At 64.1% G+C, this 11,933-nt stretch carries 12 protein-coding genes; 10 read left to right on the top strand and 2 right to left on the bottom strand.

Going from position 1 to position 11,933, the window contains the following annotated elements; all coding sequences use genetic code 11:
* From BLX41_RS20885 to argS, 9 genes are all read left to right on the top strand, one after another.
* On the top strand, nucleotides 1-240 hold a 240-nt coding region (locus BLX41_RS20885; RefSeq protein WP_185073716.1), incomplete at its 5' end, for a hypothetical protein.
* Nucleotides 241-274: 34 nt separating this feature from the next.
* Nucleotides 275-1,498 carry an 8-amino-7-oxononanoate synthase family protein gene (locus BLX41_RS20880; RefSeq protein ID WP_102878786.1) on the top strand — a complete coding sequence of 408 codons (1,224 nt, stop codon included), beginning with the start codon at nucleotides 275-277 and terminating at the stop codon, nucleotides 1,496-1,498.
* Between the two features lie 30 nt (nucleotides 1,499-1,528).
* A complete protein-coding gene (locus tag BLX41_RS20875; RefSeq protein WP_123726417.1) occupies nucleotides 1,529-2,392 on the top strand; it encodes an HpcH/HpaI aldolase/citrate lyase family protein in 864 nt (287 codons plus the stop codon).
* Complete coding sequence (locus tag BLX41_RS20870) at nucleotides 2,389-2,916, top strand: MaoC family dehydratase (RefSeq protein ID WP_123726416.1); 528 nt, start codon at nucleotides 2,389-2,391, stop codon at nucleotides 2,914-2,916. The genes BLX41_RS20875 and BLX41_RS20870 overlap by 4 nt, the downstream gene beginning before the upstream one ends.
* Nucleotides 2,913-3,902: an ornithine cyclodeaminase family protein gene (locus BLX41_RS20865; protein WP_123726415.1), complete on the top strand. Its 990-nt coding sequence runs from the start codon at nucleotides 2,913-2,915 to the stop codon at nucleotides 3,900-3,902. The genes BLX41_RS20870 and BLX41_RS20865 overlap by 4 nt, the downstream gene beginning before the upstream one ends.
* Nucleotides 3,903-3,943: 41 nt before the next feature.
* Nucleotides 3,944-4,711, top strand: a complete 768-nt coding sequence (locus BLX41_RS20860; RefSeq protein WP_123726414.1) for an SDR family NAD(P)-dependent oxidoreductase — start codon at nucleotides 3,944-3,946, stop codon at nucleotides 4,709-4,711.
* Nucleotides 4,712-4,761: 50 nt separating this feature from the next.
* Complete coding sequence (locus BLX41_RS20855; RefSeq protein WP_123726413.1) at nucleotides 4,762-6,075, top strand: hypothetical protein; 1,314 nt, start codon at nucleotides 4,762-4,764, stop codon at nucleotides 6,073-6,075.
* A 51-nt stretch (nucleotides 6,076-6,126) separates the two neighbouring features.
* A complete protein-coding gene (locus tag BLX41_RS20850; protein ID WP_123726412.1) occupies nucleotides 6,127-7,329 on the top strand; it encodes an MDR family MFS transporter in 1,203 nt (400 codons plus the stop codon).
* Nucleotides 7,330-7,383: 54 nt separating this feature from the next.
* Nucleotides 7,384-9,096: an arginine--tRNA ligase gene (gene argS, locus BLX41_RS20845; protein ID WP_123726411.1), complete on the top strand. Its 1,713-nt coding sequence runs from the start codon at nucleotides 7,384-7,386 to the stop codon at nucleotides 9,094-9,096.
* Nucleotides 9,097-9,147: 51 nt separating this feature from the next.
* Here argS and BLX41_RS20840 read toward each other — a convergent pair whose 3' ends face one another.
* Both BLX41_RS20840 and BLX41_RS20835 read right to left on the bottom strand, forming a co-directional pair.
* On the bottom strand, nucleotides 9,148-9,549 hold the full coding sequence (locus BLX41_RS20840; protein ID WP_185073714.1) for a DUF4440 domain-containing protein: 402 nt from the start codon (nucleotides 9,547-9,549) through the stop codon (nucleotides 9,148-9,150).
* Nucleotides 9,530-10,897: an MFS transporter gene (locus BLX41_RS20835; RefSeq protein WP_123726410.1), complete on the bottom strand. Its 1,368-nt coding sequence runs from the start codon at nucleotides 10,895-10,897 to the stop codon at nucleotides 9,530-9,532. The genes BLX41_RS20840 and BLX41_RS20835 overlap by 20 nt, the downstream gene beginning before the upstream one ends.
* Before the next feature lie 223 nt (nucleotides 10,898-11,120).
* Between BLX41_RS20835 and BLX41_RS20830 the strand changes: the two genes are divergently transcribed.
* Nucleotides 11,121-11,933, top strand: an 813-nt coding sequence (locus tag BLX41_RS20830; protein ID WP_148059763.1) for a LysR family transcriptional regulator, incomplete at its 3' end; no start/stop codon positions are given.

Raw genomic sequence — 11,933 nt, 5'->3', positions numbered from 1 at the left:
AAGCAGATGGGGAAACAGTGCGGGGTCGAGGCCTCGGTGAACACCTCGCTGAACGTTGGCAGCCCGATCGCCCAGACCCCGGCTCATGCCCTGCAGACCCTCAAACGGGCCAAGGGCATGGACGCGCTGATCATGGTCGGCGCCAGTGGCGACATCTTCGCCGTGTGGAAAACCGACAGCGACTTCAAGCGGCGGCTGGCGGTGTTCGAAGCCCAGGCCCTCGATGTCATGCCTACCTGACAGGCCCCTACTTACTCGAATTCCGGAGATCATCATGACCGACAACACTCAACCTCAGGCCACCAACAAGTACCGCAACAACCTCAAGGCCTTCGATTACGGCAACCAGTTCTGGGACGAATCCGAACGCAACGGCCTGGCAGGCATCGTCGCCAATCTGGTGGGGGACGGCAGCCTGGAAACCGCCGATGGCCATCGTTTCATCAACGTCAGTTGCTGTTCCTATCTGGACCTGGACTCCCATCCGAGCATTGTCCAGGGGGCCATTGACGCCTTGCATCGCTACGGCGTGCTGGACCACTGCATTTCCCGGATCCGCATCCAGATTCCGGCGCTGCTGGAGCTGGAGGCGTCGCTCTCGCAGTTGTTCGAGGCCAAGGTCATCACCGCCATTTCCGCAGGTGCGGCCACGGCGGGCATCCTCCCGCTGCTGGCGTCCGGGCACCTGACCCAGGGCGTGCGCCCGGTGATGGCCTTCGACAAGTTCGCGCACTTTTCCATGAGCCTGTACAAGCCGGTGTGCGGCGACGAGACCGAAGTGTTCACCATCGGCCACAACGACATGAATGCCCTGGAAGACCTGTGCCGCAAATACCGCAAGGTCGCCTATGTCGCCGACGGCACCTACAGCATGGGCGGCCACGCGGCCCTCGGGGACTTGCTGACCCTGCAGGAAAAGTACGGCCTGTTCCTCTACCTCGACGACTCCCACTCGCTGTCCATCGTCGGCCGGCACGGCGAGGGCTATGTCCGTTCACATATCGATCAGGTCAATGAGAACACCATCATTGTCGCCACCCTGAACAAGGCGTTCGGCACCAGTGGCGCGGCCATCATGTTTGGTCCCAAGGGTAAGCAGGTGGAGGACATCCTGACCCGTTTCGGCGGGCCGATGGCCTGGTCGCAGCCGATGAACACGGCGGCCATCGGCGCTTCCCTGGCCTCTGCCGAGCTGCATCGCGGCCCTGAGTTGGCGCTGCGGCAGAACGCCCTGTCGCGCAACATCCAGCTGTTCGACGAGTTCATCCGCACCGAGCAGGCCGGCAATGCCTTTCCGATCCGCCTGGTGCAGTTGCCCAACGACAAGGTGATCCGCAGCGGCCGGCTGCTGTTCGAAAACGGCTTCTATGTGTCGCCGGTGTTCTTCCCCATCGTGGCCAAGGACAACGCCGGACTGCGGGTCATGTTGCGCTCCACCATCAGTGAGGAGCAGGTGCTGTCCATGTGCGAGCTGTTGCGTGGCTGCATCGAGTCCTGAACCCCCATCCATTGCTGCGAGTGTCCGGTTATGCAAACCCGTGGTTATTCGGCTGCCCCCATTCCCCGGTTGCCCCGTTCGATCCTCTATACCCCGGCCTTCAACCTCGAGCGGCTGCAGGGCGCTCGGGAGGCGGGGGCCGATGTCTGCCTGATCGACCTGGAAGATTCGGTGCCCCCGGCCAGGAAAGCCCAGGCCCGGGAGCATTGCCTGCAACTGCTCAAGGCCCCGGCGTCGGCGTCCCGGGTGGCGGTGCGGATCAACGAACTGCGCTCGCCCCAAGGCCTGCTGGACCTGGAGACCTTCATCCGCCATGGCGTGGCGCCGGACATCGTGATGCTGACCATGGTCCGCGATGCCTGCGAACTGGAGATCGTTCGTGCCCAGCTCAGCGGCCTGCAGCACCCGGTGCAGTTGTACGTCACCGTGGAGACCCTGGAGGCAATCGACGCCATCGACAAGATTGCCAGCCAGTGCTCGGGGCTGGTGTTCGGCTCGGCGGACTTTGCGGCCGAGCTGGGGGTGGAAATCGGCTGGGAAAACATGCTCTACGCCCGCCAGCGCATCGCCAACGCGGCGGCGCGCTACGACATCGCCGCCATCGACACCGCCTGCTATCACCTGGACGACCCGCAGCTGTTGCTGGAGGAAAGCCGTGCGGTCAAGGCCTTGGGATTCCATGGCAAGGCCATCGTCCATCCACGCCAGCTGGCCACGGTCATGGAGGTGTTCAGCCCCAGCCCCGGCGAGCTGGAACGGGCCCGGGAGATCCTGCGTCGGGCGGAGCACAGCCAGGGCGAAATCTTCACCCTGGATGGCGACATGATCGGTCCTCCATTCATCAAGAAGGCCCGCAAGCTGCTGAACAACTTCACCCAGGAGCCACATCCATGATCTCGACCCTGCAACGGCTGGACAACGGTGAGTACCTGGAGTCGCCGGGGATGTTCTTCGAGGACTTCAAGCCCGGCGACGTGATTCGTCACTGGCCCGGGCGCACCGTGCTGGAAACCGACAACACCTGGCTGACCCTGCTGTCGATGAACCATCACCCGCTGCACTTCGACCAGGAGTACGCCAAGGACACGGAGTTCGGCAAGGTCCTGGTCAACAGCGTGGTGACCTTCGCCATCATCAATGGCATGTCGGTGCAGACCATGAGCTTTCGCACCCTGGCCAATCTGGGCTGGGATCAGGTGCGCCTGTCGGCCCCGGTATTCATCGGCGACACCCTCTACGCCAAGTCGAAGGTCCTGGCCATTCGTCCCAGCCGTTCACGGCCGGGGCAGGGGATCGCCACCATCGAGACCCAGGGCTTCAAGGCCGATGGCAGCGTGGTGCTCAGTTACCAGCGGTCGTTCCTGGTGCCGCGGCGCGAGCCTCTGGCGCTGCCCGCGGTCGAACAGGAGGCCCCATGAATTTTCTCAGTCTCGATCGCCAGTCCATGGCCCGGGCACTGTCCATGCACGAGGCCATCGACGCCCTGCGCCAGGCCCTGGCACCGGCCATGGCGGACGGCGTGCAAGTGCCGGCGCGAACCATCATGACCCTGGGCGACAGTGCCGACAGCAATCAGGTGCTGGTGATGCCGGCGGCCCTGCCACTGGCCCAGGCCGTGGCGGTCAAGGTCTCGACCATCACCCCGGACAACCCCCGTAGCGGCCGGCCGCTGATCCATGCCCTGGTGATCCTGCTCAGCAGCCAGACCGGGGAAATCCTCGCGCTGATGGAAGGTGCCCAGCTGACGGCCCTGCGCACCGGGGCCATGGCCGGGCTGGCCACCGACCTGCTGGCGCGGCCCGAATCCCGGGTGCTGGCAGTGATCGGCGCCGGGGTCCAGGCCCGCAGCCAGATCGAGGCGGTCTGTGCGGTGCGGCCCATCGAGCAACTGTTGCTGCATTCCAGGACGCTCGACAAGGCCCGGGCCCTGGCGGCCTGGGTCAGCGATCAAGGGCTGTGCACGCAGGTCATGGTGACCGACAGCGTGGCCCAGGCGGTGCGCACGGCAGATGTGATCTGCACCGCCACCTCCACTGCCAGCGCAGAGCCTTTGGTGCGGGCGGCGGATGTGCGCCCCGGGACCCATATCAATGCCATCGGCGGGGTCGATGAAGTGGCGTGCGAGATCGATCCGCTGCTGCTGGGACGGGTAGCGGTGTATGTCGAGGAGCACGATGCCGCCCTGCGCGAGGCCGGCGAGCTGATACAAAGCCTGCGCCTGGGGATGCTGATGCCTTGGGACGTGCAGGAAATCGCCAGCCTGCTGGGCCGCTCCGCCGTCCCACGGGGCACCGGCGGCAGCCTGTTCAAGTCAGTGGGCACGGCGATTCAGGATGTGGCGGTGGCGGCAGCCCTGCTGCGCTCGGCACGGACCAAGGGGCTGGGCACACGCATCAGCCTCTGAAACCACAGTGCCTGGGACCCAGGCATGACAAGGATGAATACATGGCAGAACAACGATTGTCCGGCAAGAACGTGCTGATCACCGGCGCCAGTCATGGCATTGGCCAGGCCATCGCCCTGGCCATGGCGCGAGAAGGGGCCAATGTGGCGTTCACCTACCAGCGCGATGAAGCCGCTGCGGCCCAGGTGCTGGGTCAACTGCAAGAGTTGGGCGTGAAGTGCCAGGCCTTCCAGGTGGATGCGGGGGAGGCCAGTGCCGCGCCGCAACTGGCCGGGCAGGTCCTCGCTGTGTTCGATGAGCTGCATGTGCTGGTCAACAATGTCGGCATCACCACCCGCACAGGGTTTCTCGAAACCCGTGTCGAGGACTACCACAAGGTGATGAATGCCAACCTGCGGTTTCCGTTCTTTCTGACCCAGGCGGTGATCGCCCACATGCTCGAACGGCGGATCGCCGGCAGCGTGATCAACGTGTCTTCCATCAGCGCCTTCAAGGCCATCAGCCAGATGGCCCACTACCAGGCGTCCAAGGCCGGACTGTCGATGCTGTCCAAGAGCCTGGCCTATGAGTTCGCCGCCCAGGGCATCCGGGTCAATACCCTGTCGCCCGGGCTGACCGCCACCCAGGGCAACCGTAACCAGTGGCAGGACGATCCGCAGTTGTGGCGCGAACGGGGCAAGGACATTCCCATGGGCCGTGCCGGTACGCCCCAGGATCACGCCGGCGCGGCGGTGTTCCTGGCCAGTGACGAAGCCGCCTGGGTGACCGGTGCCGATATCGTGATCGATGGCGGCGAAGCGACCCTCTGATTCACCCCCACCGAGGGCTTGTTCCTCATTCCCATCAGGAAGCGCGATCCATGAATTTTGAAGAGCTCAATCGCCCGTTGTTCGATGTGTTTGGCCAGCGCAATCCGCAGTTGATAAAGCCCCAGGGGTTCAAGGCGACTCCCTTTCCCCTGGCCCTGTTTCCCGCTGCTGCCTTCAAGGCGGTGGCCGCGGACTTGCGCCTGATCCTGGCGGCGCAATCGCGGATACTCGCCCATTTGCTGACCCTGCACAGCCGCGAGGACATCCTCGAATTGTTCAATGTGCCGACCCAGGTCCGGGATCTGGTGGATTGGTCGCTGCTGGAAAAGGGCGGGCGGCTGATCGGCCGGGCGGACGTGCTGCTGAGCCAGGACGGTCAGTATCAGCTGTGCGAACTGAACATCGGCCCGGCCATCGAAGGCCCGCAGTTGCATGATTTCTGCGCCCGCTTCCTGGAGTCGCGAGGGGTGCAGCTCAGTGGCTTCGAACACGGGCAATCGCCCTATGTCGATCTGGCACAGCTGATCCAGCGGCTGTGCAAGGAGCAGCGGCGCAGCCGGGTGGTGCTCCTGGATCTTGAAGCCTATGACCATTGGGGAGGCGCCTCGGCCTACCAGCCGTTGTTGCGCCATGTGCGTCAGGCCTGTCCGGACCTGGAGGTGGTGCTGATCAAGGAGCATCAGTACCAGGCGCACTGGCTGAGCGCCGAAGAGGGCGCGCGAACCCTGGTCTATCGCCTGTTCCTGGAGGAGGAAATCGTCGATGGCGGCGATCTGGTGCGGCGTATCTGCGGCTCTGGCGCCTTGCTGCTCAACACCTTCGAAAACTACGTGAGCGGCTGCAAGTCATGGTTTTCGCTGTTTCATGAGCCGGCGCTGCGGGCGGTGCTGGACGAAGAGCAGCGAGCCGCCATCGATCGCCGGATACCGCTGACGGTGCGGGTCAGTGCGCAAAACCTCGAGGGCCTGCTGCAGCGGCGCCAAGAACTGGTGTTCAAACCGTGCAACTCCACCGGTGGCAAGGGGGTGATCCTTGGTGAGGAAGCCACTGACGAACTGATCCGCGCCAGCATCGGTCAAAAACACGGTGAATGGATTGCCCAGGCCACTATCCGCCAGCGCTCCTATGGCTTGCCCCAGGCCTTCTGGAACCGGCCGGTGGAGCAATTCGTGGTGTTTGGCCTGTACTACATCAATCAGCAGATGTCGGGTCTGTATTTCCGCTGCAACGGTCGCTCCAGGGCGGTCAATGTACTGTCCGGCGGCATGCCGGGCTGGGCGCTGCCGATCACCGACCAGGAGCACCGGTTGCTGCTGGCGGAACTCAAGATACAGGAGCATGAGTCGTGCCCCTTAGCGCAATGAATCAGGGCCGGGGGGGCCAGGCTCCCCCTGGCGGGAGAAGTGGGCCGGCCCATGGTTGAAAGAACCTTCAGCTGGGCGCGCTACGCCACCCTGCCCAGGGAGATCCATGTGGTGCTGTTCGGCACCCTGCTGACCCGTAGCGCGTTCTTCATGATCTGGCCGTTCCTGGCGATCTTCCTGTACCAGGACTATCACCTGGGGGCGACGCTGATCGGCACCCTGCTGGCGGTGGCCATGGTGGGCGGCGCGCTGAGCAGCATCTACACCGGCTGGCTCTCGGACCGCTTCGGGCGACGACGCCTGATCCTGGCGGGCGCCTTGTTGAGCGCGCTGTCGTTCCTGCTGTTCATCGAGGCCGACTCGGTGTTCTGGTTCGGCGTGGCAGTGGCCGGCGTGAGCATCGGCTGTTCGCTGCTGGAGTCGACCTGCAAAGTGCTGATCGGTGATTACGTGGAGGACCTGCAGTCCCGGGAGCTGGCGCTGTATGCCAACTATTTCCTGGTGAACGTCGGCGGCTCCATCGGGCCGTTGATCGGCATGTTGCTGCTGTCCAGCGTGCGCTCCCTGGTGTTCGCCGCCTGCGCTCTGGTGTACACCGTCTTCGGCCTGCTGCTGTGGCGTCTGCTGCGGGACAAGGAAGCCAGGGCGCAACGGCATACAAGCGCCCCGACGCCCAACTTTCTGGTTGCCTTCGGCGCAGTGCTCAAGCATCGACGATTTACCCTGCTGATGCTGTGCAACACCGTGGCGGCCTTTGTCTATGCCTCGTTCGATTCGACCCTGCCGCAGTACCTGGCGCGCAGCGAAGTGCAGGACCCGGTGACCCTGCTGGTGATCCTGATCACCCTCAACTCGCTGATTGTGGTCTTTACTCAGTTTCCCCTGTTGCGCTTGCTGGAGGCTTATTCCACTCGCTGCCGGCTGTTCTGGGGCATGGCCCTGATGCTAGCCTCGCAGCTGGTATTCGCCGGTTCGCCGGTGACACTGTTCTGGGGGCTGGCGCTGGCCACGCTGCTGTTGAGCGTGGGCGAGCTGATCGTGTTCCCGATCTTCAGCATCGAGGTCGACCGGCTGGCTCAGGAGAGCCTGCGCGGCACCTATTTCGGGGTCTCCAGCCTTTATCGGGTGGGCATCGCCCTGTCGCCGATCTACGGCGGCGCCATGCTCGATCTGGTGGGGGGGCAATGGATGTTCATAGGGCTGGCCGCGCTGTGCGGGCTGGTCATGGTGGTACAAAACTACGCCGTCAGGTAAAGGGCAGGGTTGCCGCCTGAGGTTCGAAATCTTCAAGGATGAGGTGTATCCGACATGTCTGTAATGCGCATTCTGGACCAACGTTTCGCGGCCGCCCTCAACGGCCTGGGCGCCACTGACAGCCCGTCGGTGATTCAACTGGCCAGCCGTCCCGAGTTCGGCGATTTCCAGATGAGTGGAGTGATGGCCGCGGCCAAGAAGCTTGGCCTGGCGCCGCGCGAACTGGCCCTGCAACTGGTGGAACGGGTGGACCTGCGGGGCATCGCCGAGCACCTGCAGATCGCCGGGCCGGGCTTCATCAACATTACCCTCGGCAGGGACTTCCTGCGCGAACGCCTGGAGCATGCGCTGCTGACCCGCAACCTGGGGGTCGAGCCGCAGCCGGCCAAGCGGGTGATGGTGGAGTACGCCTCGGTCAACCTGGCCAAGGAAATGCACGTCGGGCACCTGCGCGGCAGCATCATTGGCGACGCCCTGGCGCGGATCAATCTGTTCATGGGCCAGGACGTGATCCTGCAGAGTCATGTCGGCGACTGGGGCACCCAGTTCGGCATGCTCCTGGCCTATATGAAGGAGGCCACCGATACCTGCCGGCAGGACTACGAGTTGCGGGACCTGAACCGCTTCTATCAACAGGCCAAGCTGCGCTTTGACGAGTCGGAGGATTTTGCCCGCCGTGCCCGGGATTATGTGGTCCGGCTGCAACAGGGCGATGCCGAAGTGCTGCGCATGTGGCACACCTTCGTCGAGGTGTCGCTGTCCCACTCCCTGGATATCTTCCAGCGCCTGGGCCTGTTGCTCAAACAGTCGGACATCCGTGGCGAGAGTTTCTACAACGATGACCTGCAGCCCCTGGTCCAGGCCCTGCAGGACAAGGGCCTGCTGACCGAACGCCAGGGCGCCAGGGTGGTCATGCTGCCGGAGTACGCCAACAAGGAGGGCCAGGAGGCGGCCTTTATCGTGCAGAAGCAGGGCGGTGGCTTTCTCTATGCCACCACGGACCTGGCGGCGATCCGTTTTCGCATTCGCCAGCTCAAGCTCGACCGCTGCCTGTATGTGGTGGATGTGCGCCAGTCCCTGCATTTCCAGCAGTTGTTCCTGGTGGCGCGCAAGGCCGGCTTCCTGCCGCCCCAGGCAGATTTCGAGCATGTCAGCCATGGCACGATCAAGGGCGCCGATGGCAAGCCGTTGAAGACCAAGTCCGGCGAGTCGGTCAAGCTCGATGCGTTGCTGACCGAGGCGGTGGAGCGGGCCGAAGTGCTGATCGCCGCGAAGAACACCGGGCTGGCCCCCCAGGCCCGTCGGCACGTGGCCCGGGTGGTGGGCATCGGCGCGCTGAAGTACGCCGACCTGTCCCGTCATCGCAACACCGACTATGTGTTTGACTGGGACGCGATGCTGTCCTTCGAGGGCAATACCGCGCCTTACCTGCAATACGCCTACACCCGGGCCAACCGCGTGCTGACCCGGGCCGGGAGCGTCAAGGAGCAAGGCCTGCAGATCATCGAACCCCATGAGCACAGCCTGGCCATGGAGCTGCTGCGTTTCGAGGATGTGATGTTGCAAGTGCTGCGCGAAAGCCTGCCCCACGTGCTGTGTGCCTACCTGTACGGGCTGGCCACGGCGTTTTCGCGTTTCTACGAGTCCTGCCCGGTGATTGCTGACGAGCGCGTCGATGGTTCGCGGCTGAAACTCTGTGAACTGACCGCCCGCACCCTGAAAGAGGGGCTGGGGCTATTGGGGATCGAGGTGGTCGACACCATGTGATGCCCCGAGCGTGGCCGAGGCGGGGCACTTGCCGCGCCTCGGGCAAAGGGCTCAGGGGCAGGCGGTTTCGTGCAGGTACAGCCACTGCACCGCATCGTCCTGGACCCGGATGATCGCCAGTGACAGGCGCGAGGTCTGGCTCTGGTTCAGGCAATGGGTTTCCTTGTAGCGGATCGCCGCGCTGTGGCCTTCCTGCCACAGGCAGTGCAGATCGCTGACGATGATTTCCAGCCCCGCGCGAGTACCCAGGGCACCGCGAAACAGCTGCTCCACCTGTGCCCGGCCAACCAGCGCGCCGCCGGTGGTCACCATCTGGAAATCTTCGGCGAACAACGGCAGCAGTTGCTCGATGCAGGCCGCGCCATCCCCCCGTTGATCGGTGAAGACACTGTGAATCAGTTGATGAATCCAGTGCACGCTGTACTGCGCCTGTTTAATGATCGAGTTGGGCATGGGAGGCCTTTTGTGGAGTGAGTCTGCCGAGGGCCGGCAAGGGAAGCAGGCCGGCCAGGGCGGCCAGCAGCAGGCTCAGGTGATAGGCCGCGACAGCGTCCAGGTACCTGAGCAGGAGGTTGTAGAGCATCAGCAGCAAGGCCGCGCCAAGGCTGAAGGCCATCTGCCGGTTGATGTTCCAGATCACGCTGGCCTTGTGCGTGTCGCTGCCGCTGAAGTCCAGCAGGGCGGTGGTCTGGGCGGTGTTGGCGCCGGCGCCGCCGCCAAGGCCCATCAGCAGGTAGGCCAGCATGATCAGCGGCAGGTCGGACGTTGCGTTGACCCAGCACAGCGTGGCAATGCCGGCGCTGTGCAGCACCAGGGCGATGGCGAACAGTCGCGGGGCGCCGATGCGGTGGTAGTAACGCCCGCAGGCCAGCATCGCCAGCAGGGCGCCGGCGGCATACAGCAACATGAACATGCCGCTGTGTTGCGCGCTCAGGTGCAGGCTGTCCTGCAGGAAGAACAGGCTCAGCAGGTTGACGCCGGTGAAGATCCCGGGAATCGCGTGGTAGATGCCCAGCGACAGGCCGAGGCGGGGATTGTTCAGCAGGTGCAGATCGACGATGGGCTGTGGGCAAGCCTGGCAGTGCCTGCGGTACAGCGCGGCGAACAGCAGGCCGGCCGCGAGGCAGAGCAGGGCCTGATAGGCCGGGTAGCCGCTGCCGTACAGCGACATGCCCAGCAGCAGGCTGCCCAGGCTGGCGCTCACCAGCAGCAGGCCGCGCAGGTCCGGTGGGGCCGGATGCGCTGTGCGTTCGCTGCGGACCCAGCGCCAGGACAGCAGCGCCGCCAGCAATGACAACGGCAGGCTGGCGAAGAACACCCAGCGCCAGGAACTGTGGTCGACGATCGCGCCGCCCAGGGTCGGCGAGAGTGCCGGGGCCAGCAGTGCGACGGCCATGATCAGGGTCGAGATGCGTGCCCGTTGCGGGCCCTGGAACAGGTTGAAGGTCAGGGCCTGCCCCAGGGGAATCAGCAGGCCGCCGGCCATACCCTGCACCAGTCGCCAGAACACCAGCCACCTGAAGTCGTCGGCCAGCCCGCAGAGCAGGGCCGCGCCACTGAACAGCAGCATCGAGGCGCTGAGGATCTCCCGACTGCCGAAGCGTCCTGCCAGCCAGGTGCTGATGGGAATCACCAGGGTCAGGCCGAGAATGTAGGCGTTGGCGACCCAGGCCACGCTGGCGCTGGAGACCTGCCAGTGCGCGGCGATGCTCGGCAGGGCCACCGCCGACATGAAGATGTTCACGCAGTCGATAAAGAATCCGAGAAGAAATACCACCGCCACTTTGTATCTGTAGGTCATGCCGCCTCCGTATTTCCCGCAGCTTAGGCTCTGTACGAAAAGTTTTGAGACGAAGGTCAGGCAAGGCGAAAACGGTCGAGGAAGCGGAGTTGGGTTGTAAATGAGCATTCCGAGACCGTTTTCAACGCAGCATCACCGAGTATCAAGGCTTTTCGTACAGAGCTTAGGGAGGTTGGGCGGAGACTGTCGAGGTGCCTATACTTGACGAATTGTTTAACAGGATTTGACAGTGAGCGAGACCTTTCACGGCCAACTGCATCGGGTGCAGACCTTTCTCGCGGTGGTGGACTTTGGCTCCTACACCCGCGCCGCGCAGTATCTTGGCATCAGCAAGGCCATGGCCAGCCTGCATATCAAGGCGCTGGAGCAAGCCCTGGCCAGTACGTTGCTGATCCGCACCACGCGGCATATCGCCCTGACGGAAAGCGGCCAGGACCTGTATGACGAATTCAAGGGGATTGTCGCCAATATCGATACTGCCTTTGACAACGTACTGCATGGACGTAACCGGGTTTCGGGCAAGTTGCGCATCAGCTCCACGGCGGAGTACGCAGAGACTTTCGTGCTGCCGATCCTGCCGTTGTTCACTGCGCGCTACCCCGAAGTGCGCCTGAGTTACCACTTCAATTCGTCGTTGAATGATCTGGTGGCGGAAAAGCTCGATCTGGTGATTCGCCTCGGCCACCTGGCGGACTCGGGGTTCAAGGGCCGCAAGCTGGGGGACTATGGCATCGCCCTGGTGGCCGGCCCGGACCTGCTCCAGGGCCAGGAACTGCTGCAGGCCGAGGATCTGAGCCGCTTGCCGTGGATCGGCAACAGTAACCTGGCGGGGCCGCCCAGCTGGACCTTCAATCATCCGCGTCGGGGCGAGGTGGAGGTGCGGGTCAACCCTGGGCATGAGTCCAACTCGGCAACGGCGATTCGCGCCCTGGCCCTGGCCGGTCTGGGGCTGGCGGTGCTGCCGGAGTGGCTGGTGCTCGACGACCTGGCCAATGGGCGCCTGGTGCGGGTGCTGCCGCAGTACAGCCTGGCGCCG

Source organism: Pseudomonas protegens, assembly GCF_003732485.1.
GTDB classification, from domain to species: Bacteria; Pseudomonadota; Gammaproteobacteria; order Pseudomonadales; family Pseudomonadaceae; genus Aquipseudomonas; species Aquipseudomonas protegens_B.
Note: the sequence above shows the minus strand (reverse complement) of the source record. Positions and strands in the feature narration are given on the sequence as shown.